Here is a 15,911-nt window from a genome sequence, read left to right on the forward strand (position 1 = left end):
TCCGCACGCGTCACGGCTGCCGGAAGCTGAGCTCGACGCGGGTCCCGGCGGGATCACCTGGATGGCGAAGCCACAGCACGCCGTCCTCGTACTTCGACTGACTGACGCCCTGCACCGCCGTCGGCTCGGACGGCACGCGAAGCGCCGTCGTGACCTGTACGCCGCGCGGCGCCTCGCAGCTGAACCTGATCGTGGTCGTGTCCCGCTGCCAGTCCACGACACGGCCCGCGGAGGCGAGGAGCGTCTCGTCGTCGTACGTGAGGTCGCGCAGCCAGGCCAGCTGTCCCGGCCCGAGCTCCCGGCGCCGGACGATCGGCAACTGCGGGTCGAGCAGGTCGAGATAGGTGCCCTCGACAACCTGTGAGCCGCCCGCCTCCTCCAGCACGGCGCCGATCAGGTACGGACCGCGCTGCACCGACAGCCAGTTGCTCGACTTCCAGGTGTGCCCGCCCGCTTCGGCCAGCTCGCGGATCGCCGACACCAGCTCGGCCGCGCGCTCCGGCGACTCGGTGAACTCGGCCGGCCGGGAAGCGATGAACCGCACCCGCCCCTGACCGCTCGCCTGGACGCCGTCACGCGAGCGGTCCGCGCCGAGCGCCTCGGCCAGGTGGTCGGCGCAGGTGTCGTACCGCCCGGTCCACCACGAGCGGATCTCGTGGTACGGGTCCGCGCCGTCCCCGATGTACAGCAGGCTGCCGCCACGGCTGACCCACCCGGCCAGCGCGTAGTGGATGCCTGGCGCCAACGGCTTCTGGAACTCGTAGCTCAGAACGAGTACGTCGATGTCGTCCAGCGCGTCCGGAGCGTCGATGACGTTCTCCAACTGGACCGGGCAGACCCGCTGCCCCTCGAACAGCGCAGGCAGCGCCAGTCCGTAGAAGTCGGAGAAGTGCAACTGCTCACGGCCCTCCAGCGCCAACGCGTCCTGCAAACCGTCGTAATGGCCGCTCTCACCACCGGGCGCCCAGCGCTGGAACATCGCGGTGTCGGACAGCGCGATCCCGATCCGCGGACCCTCCTGGGACCAGCGCACGTCGGGCTGGTCGAGATCGCGCAGGCTGTTCATCGCGATCAGGTAGCTGGTCGCCGTGTCCGGCGGGATGAGCTCGCGCTCGGCGGATCCCTCCCGCAGGTACGGGCGGTTGAAGATCCGGTGCGGCCACGGCGCCACCTCGTACCGCGCGACGCCGGGGTGCAGCAGCGACGCGACCAGCGTGCGCCGGTAGTTGGCGAGGTAGTCCTCCCAGGTGCGGTCCGGGTGGTCCTCGATCGGGTCGTGCAGGAACCACATCCGCCGGTCCGTGCCGCGGGTCAGGTCCTGCGCGATGCCGTACTCCAGGTACGCCGTCTCGAACGTGCGCTCGGCGACCTTTCCGGCGTACACGTTCGGCGTCCGGGACGTGCCGGTCCAGACCTGCGCGATCGCGCCGTCGATCGACGGCAAGGTCCGCAGCCGTGATTCGGGGCTGATGATCTGCCACTGCGTGTAGTTCAGCAAGCTGTGTGTGGGGACGTAGAAGCGCACCTCGCGCCCCTGCGCGAGCGCCTCGTCGCGGAGCACGGACGTGACGCGGTCCAGGCTGCGGGAGAGCAGGTGCTGCTTGAGCTGCCCGGAGCGGAAGTGCGCCTCGGGTGTGCTGTGCGGCGCCTGCCACGGCTCCTTGAAGAACGCCTGCCATTCGCGCTTGAACGACTCCGAGTAGCCGGCCCGCGCCCAGAACTCCGGCTCCTCGAGGTGGATGCCCTCGACACCGAGCTCGATGATCGGGCGGAGCTTCTGCACCAGGTACTCGGTGAAGGCGAAGGTCGGCACCATGTACGGGATGTCGGTGCTCTCGCCGTGCAGGATCGGCGAGCCGTCGCCCGCGGTCTGCGCGTCCGCCCAGTGGCCGGAGCCGTCCCAGCGGCCGTCCAGGTAGTCCTGGTACGTGCCCCAGGAGATCCCTGTCATCAGGTGGATCCGGTACCCGGCGGCGCGCCACCGCGCGATCCGCTCCGGCGTGCTGTCGTTCAGGCCGTAGACCATCACGAAGTCGGTGCGGAGGTCGATCGATTCGTCGTACGGCGCCTGCTCCTGGAAGCCGGTCGCCTCGCCGTGCTTGTCGGTGCTGTCGGTCATGCGCTCTTCCGTTTCCTCGACGTCCGACCACCCTTTCCCGCCGGAGCGGCCGGGCGCCAGGGCCCTGTCAGGAACTGGACAGCGCGCTAACCGAGCAGGTCTGCCTCCCGGAGTTGGCGCCAGATCTCGGACTGGTCCACCACCTCGACGCCGAGCTTGTCCGCCTTCGTGAGCTTGGCGGCGCCGACGTCGGCACCGGTGATCAGGTAGTCGGTGCTCGCCGAGACGGAGGAGGCGATCGTCGCGCCCGCCTTCTCGCAGAGCCGCTGGAAGGCGGGCCGGGCCACCTTCTCGCCGGAGCGTGGGTCGCTGATCGCGCCGGTGACGACGACGGTCTTGCCGGCCAGCGGCGCGCCGGCCGCGACGACCGGCGGCAGGTCCTCCTCGCGGACGTCGAGCGACACGCCGGCGGCGCGCAGCCGCTCGAGCTCGGGGCGCAGCCGGGTGAGGTGCTCGATCAGCGAGGCGGCGACCTTCGGGCCGATGTCGTCCACGGCGACCAATCCGTCGACGCCGGCGTCGGCGACCTCCTCGAGCGAGCCGAACCCGGCCCGGCACAACCTGGCCGCGGTGCCCTCGGACGCCATCGGGATCGCGAGACCGATCAGCGCCCGGCGCAGGCCGACCTGCCGGCTGGTGTCGATCGACTCGATCATCCGGGCCGCCGAGATCTCGCCGATCCGGTCGAACTCCAGCAGTCCCTCGGCGGTCAGCCGGTAGAAGTCCGACGGGTTCTCCAGGATGCCGGCCTCGGCCAGCCGCTCGATCCAGACGCCGCCGATCGCGTCGATGTCGGCGGCCGCGCGGGACGCCCAGTGGATCAGCCGCCGCACGGTCTGTGCCGGGCAGGAGACGTTGGTGCAGAACAGCTCGCGACTGTTGCCCTGCTCGGTCAGCGGCTGGTCGCACGACGGGCAGGTGCTGGGCGGCACGATGTCGCGCTCCTGCCCGGTGCGCTTCGACGCGTCGAGCACGCCGGCCACGAACGGGATCACGTCACCGGCCCGGCGGACCAGCACCGTGTCGCCGATCTTGATGTCGCGGGCGCGGATCACCTCCTGGTTCGCCAGGGTCGCGCGGGTGACCGTCGTACCGCCGACGAAGACCGGCTCGAGCCAGGCGACCGGCGCGATCTTGCCGGTCTTGCCGACGTCCCAGACCACGTCGGCGAGCAGCGTGGTCTTCTCCTCGGCGGCGAACTTGAACGCCAGCGCGCCGCGGGGCGAGCTCGAGCGGGTGCCGGCGGCGGCGAAGGCGTCCCGGTCGGCGAGCCGCAGCACAGCGCCGTCGAGGTCGTAATCGAGCTCGTTGCGCTGCTCCTCGATCGTGGTGATCACCGCCTGCGCCGCCGCGGCGTCGTCGCAGTGGCGCATGTCGGCCACCGTGAACCCCATCGTCTGCAGCGCACGCTCGAGGTCGGCCTCGGCCTGGTCGCTGAGCAGGTCGAACGCCAGGAACTGCAGCCGCCGCTCCGCGACGGTGGCCGGATCCTTCGCGCGCAACGTCCCGGCCGCAGCGTTCCGCGGGTTGATCAGCGGCTTGTCCGGATGTGCGGCGTTGTAGGCGGCGAAGGTGGAGCGCAACATGACCGCTTCACCGCGGACCTCGGTCCGGTCCGGCACGTCGAGGCGGTCCGGGACGCCGTCGGCGAGCGCGCGCACGAGCGGGGTCACGTCGTCGCCGGTGGTGCCGTCACCTCGCGTGACCGCGCGGGCGAGGCGCCCGTTCTCGTACACCAAAGCCAGGGACAGGCCGTCCAGCTTCGGCATCACGACCACCGGCTGGCCGGGGAAGCGGGCGAAGAACGCCTCGACCTGCTCGGGACGGGTCGCCTTCTCCAGCGACAGCATCGGTCGCGAATGCCGGACCGGCGCGTGCAGCACCGCGGGCGCGCCGACCTGGTCCAGCGGATTCGGGTCGGGGGTCAGCTCCGGGTTGGCCTGGACGAGCGCCCGCAGCTCGTCCTCGATCGCATCGTACTCCGCGTCGGCGACCGTCGGCGTCCCCTGGTAGTAGGCGTCCCGCAGCACGACGATGCGCTCGGCGAGTTCCTGAATCCGCTCCCCAATATCCACGCCAGGACCCTACCCGGGGCGTCGGACAATCCGTGCGATCTCCTGGACCGTGGTGCGAGAACGGCGACGGCTACTCGATGACCGCGCTGCCCTCGGTCAGGTGGGTCTCCTCGCGTTTGCGGGGCAGCATCAGCGCCGGGATCAGGGTCAGCAGGACCAGCACCCACGCCACCCAGAACGTGCTCGAGAACGCGGCCGCCGCGTCGGCGAGGCCGCGGGCGAGCGCAGCCGGATCCAGGTGCAGCGCGGCGATGATCACCGGGCGGGTGTTGGCCAGGATGGCGGCCTCGGTCTCGCGGAGCCCGTCGCCCAGCCCGGGGATCTGGTCCGTCCCGGGAATGATCGGCGAGTCGTTGAGGTGGTTGGTGAGGATGACCGACATCGTCGCGACACCAACCGAGGACGCGATCTGCTGGGTGATGTTGAGCAGCGTCGAGCCGCGCGCGACCTGGGGCCCGGCGAGCGTCCGCAGCGCCGAGGTGAACAGCGGCATCATCGTGCCGCCCATCCCGAAGCCCATCACGACCAGCATCACGATGATGATGCCGTACGGCGTCGTCGCGGTGAGCTGGGTCAGCCCGAACATGCCGATCACGATCAGGGCGAGCCCGAAGGGCACGATCCGGCCCACCGGCACCTTGTCGACCAGCCGTCCCGCGATCGGCATCGTCACCATCGCGCCGAGCCCCTGCGGCGCGACCAGCAGGCCGGCCTGCAGCGTCGACTCGCCGCGGATCTGCTGGAAGTACGTCGGCACCAGCAGAAGCCCGCCGAAGAAGGCGGCCGCGAACAGGAACATCGTCACGATCGACACCGTCAGGTTGCGGTTCTTGAACAGCCTCAGGTCGAGCAGCGGATGTTCGGGCCGGAACGAGTGCCACACGAACGCCCCCATCAGCAGCAGCCCGACCAGGATCGAGACCCAGACCCGCGGCGCACCGAAGTCACCGTTCTCGGCGGGCAGCGACGAGACGCCGAACAAGAACAACGCCAGCCCCGGCGACATCAGCAGGACGCCCACGACGTCGAGGGTCTCGGAGCGGTGCGGCGTGTCCCGCTGCAGCGCGAACCACGCGTAGACGAGCGCGATCACGCCGAGCGGGACGTTGATCAGGAAGATCCAGTGCCAGCTCGCCACCTGGATCAGCCAGCCGCCGAGGATCGGGCCGAGGATCGGGCCGAGCAGCATCGGGACGCCGAGGATGGCCATCAGCCGGCCCATCCGGTGCGGCCCGGCGGCCCGCGTCATGATCGTCATGCCGAGCGGCATCAGCATGCCGCCGCCGAGACCCTGCAGCACCCGGAAGCCGATCAGCATGTTGATGCTGGTCGCGGTGGCGCAGAGCGCGGAACCGAGGGTGAACAGGAGGATCGCCATCATGTACAGCCGCTTGGTGCCGAACCGGTCGGCGGCCCAGCCGGTCAACGGGATCACCGTCGCCAGCGCGAGCGTGTACGCCGTGACGGTCCAGGCGACCGTCGAGTAGGCGACCGGACTCTCGGGTGTGCCGAACTCGTCCTGGAACGTCGGCAGCGCGACGTTGACCACGGTGATGTCGAGGATCGACATGATCGCGCCGAGCACGACCACGCCGGCCACCTTCAGGACCGCGGCGTCGATGTTGTCGGGATACTCGGAACGGGTCGCTGGTTCGCTCACGGTCTGGCCCCCCTCGCACGATGCGCTCTGTGCAGACACTACGCCCCTCCACCCGCCCGGTGGCCAGACCTTTTCGCCCGACTACCCAGGGTGACGCGGCGGCCAGCGGCCAGTCTTGGTGCACCGCCCGGCGCTTCTACCGGATCATGACCGTTCCGTCGGCGGGTGCTGTTCGAACGAGGTCTTGATGTCGGCGAGGGCCTGTTCGAGTTCGCGGTCGACGTCCGCGGCGGCGGTGGTGTCCAGTTGGACGGTGAGTTTCGACGTACCGTCGGCGACGAAGTCCACGGCCAGTTCGCCGCGGTAGGCGTGCGGCCCCTCGATCTGCCAGCGGAGGATGCGGTCCTCGTCGAGGACGTCGATCCAGCCGTCGCGGTGACCGTCGCCGGCGGTGACGTCGACCTCTTCGTGCACTGCCTGGTGCGGCCGGCGCGCTTCGGGGCCCTGCGCCTCGACAGGCGTCGCCTCGGTACGCCGCAGCGAGGTCAGCCACGGCAGGTAGTCGGGGAGATGCTCCAGGTCGGACAGCCGGTCGAACAGGATGTTCGGCGCGACGTCGACGGTGGTCCAGGCTTGGTGGCTAGTCATGGGACTGCTCCTTGCGGAGACGGAGTTCGGGGAGGACCTCGGTGCGGTAGAGATTCATCATGTCGACGCTGTGCGGGCCCATGTTCGCGACGTACACCTCGTCGAACCCGGCGTCGAGGTACGGCGTGAACGCCTCGACGTGGGTCTCGGCCTTCGGCCCGCAGGCGACCGACTGCGCGGTGGACTCCTTCGTGACCAGCTCACTGGCCTGCTCGAAGTGCCGTGGGGAGGGGAGAACCTGGGCGAGCTCGCCGGGAAGACCGGAGTTGCGCCAGATCCGGTGCGCCTGCTCGACGCCCTCGTCCTCGGTCGGCGCGTAACTCACCTTGAATCCGGCCTGGGCCGGCTTGTCGAGACCGCCGTGGTCGCGGAACCGCCGGAGCAGGTCCCGGTCGGGCGACGTCGTGATGTACCCGTCCGCGATCCGCGCCGCGACATCGGTTGCCTCCGGCCCGAATCCGGACATGTAGATCGGCAGCGGGTCCGGTGGCCGGGTGTAGATCCGCGCGGTGTCGACGGTGTAGTGCTTGCCGTGGTGGTTGACGAACCCGTCCTCGGTCCACAGCCGGCGCATGATCTCGACCGCTTCCTCGAGCATCTCCAGGCGCACGTCGAGGGTCGGCCAGGCCGACCCGAGGATGTGCTCGTTGAGCGCCTCGCCGGTCCCGACGCCGAGCGTGAACCGCCCGTTCAGCAGGACCGCGCTGGTCGCCGCCGCCTGGGCGATCACGGCCGGGTGGATCCGCACGGTCGGACAGGTGACCGCGGTCGTCACCGGCAGCTCGCACACCCGGGAGACCGCGCCGATCGTCGACCAGACGAAGGCGCTCTCGCCCTGCTCGTCGTTCCACGGATGGAAGTGGTCACTGATCCACAAGGCGTCGAACCCGGCCTCCTCGGCCATCCGTGCCTGCTCGATCAGCTCCGCCGGCGTGTACTCCTCGCTGGACAGGAAATATCCGATCTTCACGCGCACCTCCGCGTCGTCGCTTACCTTTCGGGTGCCCGATGCGGCGTTCTCCAATCAGATCGGTTACCGCCGGCCCCGGGCGAAGTACAGGGTCGCCGCGGTGACCCCGGCCGCTGCCGCGCCGATCAGGCCGCGATGCCTCGACGCCCACATCTGGTAGCTGCGCGTCGACGAGCGCTCGTCGAAGGCTCCGTGGGCGCCGTAGTCGCGACTGCGGTCGTCGGCCGGACCCCACAGGTTGGCGGCCTGTTCGTTGGGCATGTTCGTCTGTTGGGACTTGTAGCCGGTCCGCCCGAGGTAGTGGTCCAGCAGGCCCGGCGCGAACTTGTTGGCGATCAAGGTCGCGGCGGTCGGCGCGCCGACCCAGTACTCGCGCCGGCGCGGATGGTCGGCGGCGTACACGATCGCGTCCGCGGCCACCTCGGGCTGGAAGATCGGCGGCACCGGCTGCGGGTGTTTCGGCAGTCTGGACAGCACCCAGCTGAACTGCGGCGTGTTGACGGCCGGCAGTTGGACCATGGTCACGCGCACCCGGGACTTGTCGTGCAGCAGTTCGCAGCGCAGCGAATCGTGGAAGCCCTGGATCGCGTGCTTCGCCCCGCAGTACACCGACTGCAGCGGGATCCCGCGGTAGGCCAGTGCCGAGCCGATCTGCACGATCGTGCCGTGGTCGCGCGGTTTCATCCGCGTGAGCGCCGCCCTGGTCCCGTAGACGTACCCGAGGTAGGTGACCTCGGTGGCGCGCTTGAACTCGCCCGGCTCGATCTCCAGGAACGGCGCGAACACCGAGGTGAAGGCAACGTTCACCCAGACGTCGATCGGGCCGAGTTCCTTCTCGACCTGATCCGCGGCGGCCTCGACCCGGGCGGCGTCGGAGACGTCCACCGCGATCGGCAGCGGCGTTCCGCCGGCCTCGGTCACGTCCCGCGCCGCGGCCTGCAGGCCGGTCTCCCCGCGGGCCAGGAGCGCGACCTTGGCGCCGCGCCGGGCGAACGCGATTGCGGTCGCCCGGCCGACGCCGGCGCTGGCTCCCGTCACCACAACAACCTGTCCCATCGATGACTCCTCAGTTGGTTGCCCGGGGCCAGAACCCGATCCGTACCCAGGCATGGTTGAACGTGCGGGGCAACTCACCGCCGAGCTTCGCGCGGGTGGTGGGGTCGACGTCGAGGTCGTAGCGATCGGCGATGTGGCTGACGGCGGCGCTCGCGGTGAGCAGGACGACGTTGCGCCCGGGACACTCGGCCGGACCTTCGCTGAACGGGATGATCGGCCACGCGCCGTCGGTGCGGCCGTCCAGCCAGGCGCTGGGCTCGAAGCGATTCGCGAAGTCGAGTGCGTCGTCGTCGCGGTGGAACACCGAGCTCACGATCACGAACTCGGTGCCGGCCGGCGCGGATCGTCCCCGCCACTCGGTGTCTGCCGACGACTGGCGCAGCACGACCAAGGTGGTCGGCCAGAGCCGGAGGGATTCCTGCAGCGCCGCTCCGGCCTCGGCCAGCAGCGGTGAAGCCTCCGGGTGGCGGGCCTCGGAGACGATCGTCCGGAGAGCCGACGGATGAGTGCCGAGAACGGCGAGCAACCGCCACAGCGCGATGCCGGCGGCGTCGAACGCGAACAGCCAGTGCGGCACCTGGCCCGCAGGATCCAGCGCTCCGGGCCGGTGGTCGAGCCCTTCGACGAGGCTGCCTGGTTCCGACTTGTCGACGTACTGCGACAGCGAGGCGAGGAACCGCGAGCGCTGCTCGTCGTGGCTCGGACCGAACCGGGCCCAGTTGGCGTCGGCGCGGAGCTGGTCGAGGTGCGCGGTGAGCTCCACGTCGTCGCGGGCGCCGTCGCCGAGCACGATCCGGCATACGATCCGCGACCAGACCGCACGAAACTCGTTCCAGCCGAGGGTCGCGTGCAGGTCGGACAGCTCCTCACGGACCACCTCGACGAACCGATGGCCGTGGCGGTGCACAGGGCTGTGGCTGTCGAGCGCCTGTTCGTTCAGCTCCCGGCGCGCGGCGCGGAGCGGGGGATCGGTCACCAGGACCGCATGCGGCTGGAAATGCTTCAGCGCGTCGACCTTCTCGTCGGTCGCGGCGGCGAACGGATCGGGTGTCTGCGCGAGCAGTCGATGGACGTCGTCCGCGGCGAGAACGAGCGCGAGCGTACGGCCGGGGATGCGGAACAGCACGGGCCCGTCACCGTACGTACGACGCAGGCGGCGGACACAGCGCAGCGCCCGGTCGTCGGCGTGCAGCCTCTCGGCGAGCGCCCCCAGACCGGGTCGGCGCAGGATCGCCCCTTGGGCCACGACGGGTCCCAGGACGTCGCGCAGGATTCGGCCGCTGTCCGGCGCGGAGGCGGTCGGCAGGAGTGTCGGCATGGGTGTCCGGTGTCCGCCGGTCCGCGGCCGAAACGGTCAGGTTTGCGCCCGGAACGCGCGGGCACCGAAAGGTCGCACGGGGATTTCAACTGCCGGGCGTGCCCGGTGTCGGAAAGGGAAGGGCCATGGAGTTTGTTCTGTGGATCATCGCTGTGATCCTCGTCGTGTCCGGAATCGTGTCGCTGTTCCGCGGTCAGATGTTGTGGGGCGCGGCGCTCATCGTCATCGGCCTGCTGGTCGGCCCGGGTGGCGTCAGCCTGTTCACCTGACCGAAGTCGGCGCGGCGTCACCCCCACGGAGTTTCGCCGTGGGGGTGACGCGGCTGCCGTTCAGGCGTGCCCGCCGTCGAGCAGTTCATGAATCTGCTCGAGGGCTCGCTGGATCTCGGGGTGGTTGTACTGCGCGGCGCGCGACTCGGCGCTGATCACGCCGCAGCGGTGCACCCGCCGGAAGTCGCCGTACGGGAACTCGTAGTGTCCCTTGGTCTCCTCGTCCATCTCGGTGTCGATCCCGAGGAACCACAGCCCGTAGTCCTGCCAGCCGTGCTTGTCCAGGTACGCGTTCTGCTCGGCAGCGGTCGGGGCGTGCTCACTCCAGTCGTCCCGCTCGTCCTTGGCCGTCTGCCCCTTCCGTACCAGCGACTTCGCGTGTTCGAAGGCCTTCTCGTTCAGCTTCACAGTCATGACCCGCCGGTGCCCGATCGGGCGGCATGCACGCCTGTCGATCGTGGTCAGCGGGTGCGGAAGTCGATGCGGCGGGCCACGACGTGGTCCGCGATCTCGTTCAAAGTCGTGTCGTGGGCGAACGCGTGGGCGCGCAGCATGGCGAGTGCGTCGTCGGGGGACACCCGCAGTTGCACCGACACCATGCCGGTGGCCTGATAGACGATCGACCTGCTCGACCAGATGTCGTCCGTGCCGGGGGCGGACGCCTCCCGCAGTACGGCGGTTCCGATGACGTCGGCCAGGAACTGTACGACCTCGTCCGGCTCGGTGAGTTCGTCGTACGCGTAGACGGCGTAGACACCGAACGGACGGCTCGCCGCCCGCATCGGGAAGCAGTGCAGGGTGACTTCGCCCGCCGACTCGAGGGCCGAGCGGGTGAACTCCGGCCACAAGGTGCTGACGGCATCGTCCAGGTCCGTCACGATCGCCTCGTCCTGCCGGTACGCCTCCCGGCACGGTCCCTCGCCGAGGATGTCCTGCAGGCTCTCGAGCTCGGCCGCCACCTCGTCGGTCGCGGCCAGCGTCAGCCGGGCTTCGGTGTCGTCACTGTTCACACTGATCGAGCCGCCCTGGCCGCCGACGAGCCGCCGGCTCGCGTCGCACAGGCGGGTGGCGAACTGCTCGCGGCGATCAGTGGCAGCCAGCAACCTGCCGAGTCGTCCGAGCACCGCCGCGCGATCCACTGCGTCTCCGTGGGTTCAGTTGGGCTTCTCCGGTCCCTTGTGCCTGACGTACGCCGGCAGCGCGAGCCACAGCGCCAGGAACACCACCAGCACACCGCCGACCATAGCGCCCGCAGCAGGTCGGGGGAGTACGACGTCCAGCGCGATCAGGACGCCGCCGGACATCGAGGCGAGCAGGAGCGTCATGCCGCCGCGCGCCAGCCGGTCGGTGACAGTGACCAGACGATCACGCAGACCTCGCCCGTACAGCACCCGGTGGAGTGCGACCGGAGCGAGGAAGAACGCCGCCGCCAGCGCGCACGCGACCAGGGTGCCCGCATACACCGCGTGCGTGAAGGCGTCCGCCGAGTGAAACTGATTCTGGAACGCAATCCCCAGTAAGAAGGCGAACAGGATCTGCGTCCCGGTCTGAGCGAGCCGCAACTCCTGCAGCAGCTCGTTCCAGTGCCGATCGAGGCGCTCACCAGAACTCTCGTCGTCCCGCACGTACGTCACGAGCCAGCCGGTACCCAGCGGAACCGGCCACCACACGGGAAACACCGCAACTACAGCAGGTGCGGCGGGGTACCGGGTCGGTTGACGTCGAGGGAGGTTCGTCGTGCGGATCGGGTTCAAGTTGATTGCGGAGGCGTACTCGCCGGGTGACATCGTCGGCCAGGCGGTGGCCGCGGAGGAGGCCGGTTTCGACTTCGTGGAGGTGAGTGACCACTTCCATCCGTGGGTGAGCGAACACGAGCATTCGGGCTTCGCGTTCTCGATGCTCGCCGCGATCGCCGTGCGGACCTCCGCGATCGAACTGGCGACCGGTGTCACCTGTCCGTTCCTGCGCTACCACCCGGCGATCGTGGCGCAAGCCGCCGCGACCACCGCGCTGCTGTCGGACGGCAGGTTCACGCTCGGCCTGGGCGCGGGCGAGCGGCTCAACGAGCACGTCGTCGGCCGCGGCTGGCCCGCGGTCGCGACCCGGCACGAGATGCTGCGCGAGTCGCTCGAGATCATCCGCCTGCTGTGGAGCGGCGGCTACCACTCCTACGACGGCAAGCACCTGCGCCTGGAGGACGCCCGGGTCTTCGACCTGCCCGCCGAACCTCCCCGGATCGCGGTCGCCGCGGGCGGATCCGACGCCGCGGAACTCGCCGCGCGGTACGGCGACGCACTGTTCGCCACGGAGCCGAGCGCGGACCTCGTCACGGCGTACCGGCAGGCAGGCGGCGACGGACCACGGTACGCCGAGGTCCCGCTGGCCTGGGCCGACTCCGTGGAGGCGGCGGCGGAGTCGGCACGGCGGCTGTTCCGGTTCGGTGTGACCGGCTGGAAGGTGCAGGCGGAGCTCCCGAACCCGGTCAACTTCGACGCGGCGACCGAACTGGTGACGGCCGCACACATGGCCGAACAGTTCGGGTGCGGTCCGGACGTCAAGCGGCACGTAGAGGTCGCGAGTCAGTTCGCCGATGCCGGTTTCGACCGGTTGGCGCTGATCAACGCCGGGCCGGACATGGAGGGCTTCTTCGACTTCGCCCGGACCGATCTACTGCCGGTCCTGCGGGAGCTCTGACCTCAGGTGCGTGGCAGCCGGCGGCTGTCGACGAGTTGCCGGGCGACCTCGCGGAGCTTGGTGTTGGTGTCTTGGGAGTAGCGCCTGAGGACCTGGAAGGCCTCGTCGCCGGTCAGGTTGTAGCGCTCCATCAGGATGCCCATCGCCTGGCCGACCAGCTTGCGGGCGTCGACGGCGACCGACAGGTTCTCCTCGCGCCGGGCGGTCGCGACGGCCACCGCCGCATGGCGGGCCAGGATGGAGGCGATCGCCTCCTCGTCCGCCCCGAACGCGCTCGTCTGCTTGCTGTACAGGCCCAGGACGCCGACCGTGCTCCCGCCGGCCCAGAGCGGTACGTCGAGCACGCTGTGGACACCGAGTTCGCGGACCTTCGCGGACCACTCGGGCCAGCGGAGCTCCTGCACCGTGTCCGGAACCCGAATCGTCGACCGGTCGCGCATGCACTGCACGAGCGCGCCCTCCGCGCCCGCCAGCTGGAAGTTGTAGATGTCGGCGACCACCGGATCAGTGACTGCCGGCACTTCCGGCCGGCCGTCGGCAGTGCGCAGCGCCACGCCAGCGTAGTCGCAGTGCAGGGCGTGCAGAGCGAAGTCGACGACAGCCTGGACGGTCTCCTCCACGCCCTCCGCCTTGTGCATCTCCATCGCCAGTTGCGCGAAGGTTGCCGCGGTCGGGGTTGCGTCACCGGCATTGGTCCCGCTGATCTCGTCCACCTGTTCATGATGCATCGCCGCTGTCCGCGACCACGGCAGGTGAGCACCTGAGCTCATCGGGCGTCCCCGCCGGTCAGGGCGTCGCGGAGCCTGTCGATCATCCCGGTGCCCGGAGCCAGGACGAGGTCCTGCGGTGGGGTGTCCGGGGCGGACGGATGCGGCCGGGTGGGCGCCGCCGCGTTGATGCGAGCAACGAGTTCGCCGAGCTCCCGCAGCTCGTCGGCCTCGCACGCGTCCTGCACGCGGGGGAGCAGCTCGCGTTCCTCCTGCGCGACGTGGTCCAGGACGTCGACGTACAGCCTTCCGATCAGTTCGTCGAACAGGCGATCGGCCGGGTCCACGCCTTCCAGGTCCTTGAGGATCCGCTCGATGTCGGCGTGCTCCTCGATCCCGCGGTCGGCGACCTGGTCCCCGTCCGGCAGCGCCCGGCGGGCTGCCGGATACAGATACAGCTCCTCGGCCACCGAGTGCCGGACCAGCTCGGTCGTCAGGTGGTCTGCCAGGTCCCGGCGATGCTGCGCGTCGCCCGCGCCCGCGATCAGCTCGGCGAAGAGCCGCTCGGCCGCTCGGTGGTCGCCGACGATCTGTCCGATCAGGTCCTCGCGGTCTCCGGGGGAGACGGTAGCCATGTCATCTCCTCAGCTCCTCGTACTCGACGTGTACGAGCGGTGCCCCGGCGCTCGGTCCGCAAACGCGCCGCCGGTTCGATGGACGGACCAAGCGTTGTGCGTTGCTGCGCGAATCTGCATCATTGGTTTCACGAACACGCAGGATCGGGAGAGGAGTGGTCCGGAGTGACCGCGAAGTGGGAGTTCGTGCTCTGCGATGCGCTGGCCAAGGTGCACCCGGTCCGGGAGCCGCGTCCGGTGTCCCCGGAGACTCGGTTCCAGGCGTTCCTCGGTGAGCCGGCGTCCTTCCAGCTGGCGTACCGCCCGCCGCTCGACCCGGCGTTCCGCAACCCGAGCCCGCTGCGGGTGCGCGTCGAGGGCGCGGCGGCCGATCTGGTCGCCGTGTCGTGTGTGGAGCTCGTGCCGTGCGCGTTCGTCGCCCTCCCGGGACACGACGACGGGTACGAGTACGACGAACCCGGCCTCTACCCGGACGTGCTGCGCCCGCTGCCGCACGGCGAGGTCCCGGTGCGGTTCGGCAGCTGGGGAGCGCTCTGGTTCGACGTCACGACGACCGATCCGGCGCGGGCCGGCGTCCACGAGCTCACGATCGTGGTGGACGCGCCCGACGGCTCCGAGCTGCACCGCGCTCCCGTCACCGTCGAGCTCACCGGGATCCAGTTGCCGCCGCTCGACATCGTGTCCAGCCACTGGATGCACGTCGACGCGCTCGCGGATCACTACGGCCTCGAAGTCTTCGGCGAAGAGCACTGGGCCGTCGTCGAGCGATTCATGGCGTCGGCCGCGGAGATGGGCGCGACGTCATTGCTCGCGCCGGTCTGGACGCCGCCGCTCGACACCGCGATCGGCACGTACCGCACCGTGGTGCAGCTGATCGAGATCACCACGACCGACGACGGGTACCGCTTCGGGTTCGAGCGGCTGCGCCGGTGGCTCGACCTGTGCCGGCGTACCGGGATCACCGGGGTCGAGGTCGCGCATCTGTTCACCCAGTGGGGCGCGAAGGCCACGCCTGGCATCGTGGTGAACCAGGAGCGCGCCTTCGGCTGGGACGTGCCGGCCACCGACGCGCGGTACCGCGAACTGATGGAAGCGCTGCTGCCGGCGCTGCAAGCCGTGCTGGACGAGGAGTGGGACCGTGAGCATGTGGTCTTCCACGTCTCGGACGAGCCGTCAGGTGAAGAGGGCCTCTCCGGCTACCTCGCGGCGAAGGCCGTCGTCTCCGATTTGCTGAAGGGCTGGACGGTCGTCGACGCGCTCAGCGAGCACTCGTTCTACACGTCCGGCGCCGTCGCCGTACCCGTCGTCGCCACCGATCACGTCGAACCGTTCCTCGCCGAGCGGCCGGAACGCCTGTGGGTGTACTACTGCGTCAGCCAGGATCGCGATGTCGCGAACCGCTTCGTCGGGATGCCCTCGGCCCGCAACCGGGCGATCGGGCACCAGCTCTTCGCATCGGGTGTGGACGGTTTCCTGCATTGGGGATTCAACTTCTGGTACACCTGGCACGCGCTGGGCCGGATCGACCCGTTCGCGGACACCTCGGCCGGTGGTGCGTTCCCGTCCGGCGATCCGTTCGCCGTCTACCCCGGCCCCGACGGCACGCCCTGGCCGTCGCTCCGGCACCGCGTCTTCGCCCAGGCGATGTGGGACCACCGCGCGCTCCAGGCCGTCCGTGCCTCCCGAGGCAGCGCCGCCGCGCAGGACATCGTCGACCCCGACCGGACCTTGCGCTTCGACCGTCCGGTCCTCGACCCGAACCACTACTACGAAGCCCGCCGGCGCATGACCGCGGCGCTGACAACGACCTAACGCAGGGG

15 protein-coding genes are annotated in these 15,911 nt (G+C 70.0%); 3 read left to right on the top strand and 12 right to left on the bottom strand.

The features are described from left to right. Positions 1-10 precede the first annotated feature (10 nt). From ABZX12_RS11570 to ABZX12_RS11600, 7 genes are all read right to left on the bottom strand, one after another. A complete protein-coding gene (locus ABZX12_RS11570) occupies positions 11-2,119 on the bottom strand; it encodes a hypothetical protein (RefSeq protein WP_355692189.1) in 2,109 nt (702 codons plus the stop codon). 86 nt (positions 2,120-2,205) lie between these two features. Then, the gene (gene ligA / locus ABZX12_RS11575; RefSeq protein ID WP_355692191.1) at positions 2,206-4,194 is read right to left on the bottom strand and encodes an NAD-dependent DNA ligase LigA; all 1,989 of its coding nucleotides are present in this window, start codon (positions 4,192-4,194) and stop codon (positions 2,206-2,208) included. Between the two features lie 70 nt (positions 4,195-4,264). Continuing rightward, a complete protein-coding gene (locus tag ABZX12_RS11580; protein WP_355692193.1) occupies positions 4,265-5,854 on the bottom strand; it encodes a DHA2 family efflux MFS transporter permease subunit in 1,590 nt (529 codons plus the stop codon). Between the two features lie 144 nt (positions 5,855-5,998). Next, positions 5,999-6,442, bottom strand: coding sequence for an SRPBCC family protein (locus tag ABZX12_RS11585; protein ID WP_355692195.1), 444 nt, complete (start codon positions 6,440-6,442; stop codon positions 5,999-6,001). Further along, a complete protein-coding gene (locus tag ABZX12_RS11590; RefSeq protein WP_355692197.1) occupies positions 6,435-7,412 on the bottom strand; it encodes a TIGR03557 family F420-dependent LLM class oxidoreductase in 978 nt (325 codons plus the stop codon). Before ABZX12_RS11590 ends, ABZX12_RS11585 begins: the two co-directional genes overlap by 8 nt. 63 nt (positions 7,413-7,475) lie before the next feature. After that, entirely contained in the window at positions 7,476-8,468 is a 993-nt protein-coding gene (locus ABZX12_RS11595; RefSeq protein WP_355692199.1) for an SDR family oxidoreductase, read from the bottom strand. A 10-nt stretch (positions 8,469-8,478) separates the two neighbouring features. Beyond that, positions 8,479-9,786, bottom strand: a complete 1,308-nt coding sequence (locus ABZX12_RS11600) for a cytochrome P450 (protein ID WP_355692201.1) — start codon at positions 9,784-9,786, stop codon at positions 8,479-8,481. A gap of 125 nt (positions 9,787-9,911) precedes the next feature. On the opposite strand from ABZX12_RS11600, the gene ABZX12_RS11605 reads away from it, so the two are divergent. Continuing rightward, positions 9,912-10,055 carry a GPGG-motif small membrane protein gene (locus ABZX12_RS11605; protein WP_355692203.1) on the top strand — a complete coding sequence of 48 codons (144 nt, stop codon included), beginning with the start codon at positions 9,912-9,914 and terminating at the stop codon, positions 10,053-10,055. 60 nt (positions 10,056-10,115) lie between these two features. Here the strand turns inward: ABZX12_RS11605 and ABZX12_RS11610 are convergent, their stop codons facing one another. From ABZX12_RS11610 to ABZX12_RS11620, 3 genes are read right to left on the bottom strand one after another with little or no spacing between them, the layout of a single operon-like run. Next, positions 10,116-10,469, bottom strand: coding sequence for a hypothetical protein (locus ABZX12_RS11610; RefSeq protein ID WP_355692205.1), 354 nt, complete (start codon positions 10,467-10,469; stop codon positions 10,116-10,118). Positions 10,470-10,516: 47 nt separating this feature from the next. Then, the gene (locus ABZX12_RS11615; RefSeq protein WP_355692207.1) at positions 10,517-11,194 is read right to left on the bottom strand and encodes a GAF and ANTAR domain-containing protein; all 678 of its coding nucleotides are present in this window, start codon (positions 11,192-11,194) and stop codon (positions 10,517-10,519) included. Between the two features lie 15 nt (positions 11,195-11,209). Next, complete coding sequence (locus ABZX12_RS11620) at positions 11,210-11,689, bottom strand: DUF6328 family protein (RefSeq protein WP_355692209.1); 480 nt, start codon at positions 11,687-11,689, stop codon at positions 11,210-11,212. Between the two features lie 103 nt (positions 11,690-11,792). Here ABZX12_RS11620 and ABZX12_RS11625 point away from each other — a divergent pair, with 103 nt between their 5' ends. After that, the gene (locus ABZX12_RS11625) at positions 11,793-12,749 is read left to right on the top strand and encodes a TIGR03557 family F420-dependent LLM class oxidoreductase (RefSeq protein ID WP_355692211.1); all 957 of its coding nucleotides are present in this window, start codon (positions 11,793-11,795) and stop codon (positions 12,747-12,749) included. A 2-nt stretch (positions 12,750-12,751) separates the two neighbouring features. Here ABZX12_RS11625 and ABZX12_RS11630 read toward each other — a convergent pair whose 3' ends face one another. Together ABZX12_RS11630 and ABZX12_RS11635 are read right to left on the bottom strand one after the other, a co-directional pair. Next, positions 12,752-13,393, bottom strand: coding sequence for a GAF and ANTAR domain-containing protein (locus ABZX12_RS11630; protein WP_355692849.1), 642 nt, complete (start codon positions 13,391-13,393; stop codon positions 12,752-12,754). Between the two features lie 122 nt (positions 13,394-13,515). Next, positions 13,516-14,091: a hemerythrin domain-containing protein gene (locus ABZX12_RS11635; RefSeq protein ID WP_355692213.1), complete on the bottom strand. Its 576-nt coding sequence runs from the start codon at positions 14,089-14,091 to the stop codon at positions 13,516-13,518. Positions 14,092-14,256: 165 nt separating this feature from the next. On the opposite strand from ABZX12_RS11635, the gene ABZX12_RS11640 reads away from it, so the two are divergent. After that, positions 14,257-15,903 carry a DUF4091 domain-containing protein gene (locus ABZX12_RS11640; RefSeq protein WP_355692215.1) on the top strand — a complete coding sequence of 549 codons (1,647 nt, stop codon included), beginning with the start codon at positions 14,257-14,259 and terminating at the stop codon, positions 15,901-15,903. Positions 15,904-15,911: the final 8 nt, after the last annotated feature.

The organism is Kribbella sp. NPDC003505 (genome assembly GCF_040610875.1).
In the GTDB taxonomy this organism is placed as follows: Bacteria; Actinomycetota; Actinomycetes; order Propionibacteriales; family Kribbellaceae; genus Kribbella.

Excerpts from the sequence above, each read along its gene's own strand:
- ABZX12_RS11630 (WP_355692849.1), bottom strand. The coding sequence starts at position 13,393 with ATGGAGATGCACAAGGCGGAGGGCGTGGAGGAGACCGTCCAGGCTGTC.
- ABZX12_RS11570 (WP_355692189.1), bottom strand. The coding sequence starts at position 2,119 with ATGACCGACAGCACCGACAAGCACGGCGAGGCGACCGGCTTCCAGGAG.
- ABZX12_RS11595 (WP_355692199.1), bottom strand. The coding sequence starts at position 8,468 with ATGGGACAGGTTGTTGTGGTGACGGGAGCCAGCGCCGGCGTCGGCCGG.
- ABZX12_RS11605 (WP_355692203.1), top strand. The coding sequence starts at position 9,912 with ATGGAGTTTGTTCTGTGGATCATCGCTGTGATCCTCGTCGTGTCCGGA.
- ABZX12_RS11635 (WP_355692213.1), bottom strand. The coding sequence starts at position 14,091 with ATGGCTACCGTCTCCCCCGGAGACCGCGAGGACCTGATCGGACAGATC.
- ABZX12_RS11585 (WP_355692195.1), bottom strand. The coding sequence starts at position 6,442 with ATGACTAGCCACCAAGCCTGGACCACCGTCGACGTCGCGCCGAACATC.
- ABZX12_RS11610 (WP_355692205.1), bottom strand. The coding sequence starts at position 10,469 with ATGACTGTGAAGCTGAACGAGAAGGCCTTCGAACACGCGAAGTCGCTG.
- ABZX12_RS11600 (WP_355692201.1), bottom strand. The coding sequence starts at position 9,786 with ATGCCGACACTCCTGCCGACCGCCTCCGCGCCGGACAGCGGCCGAATC.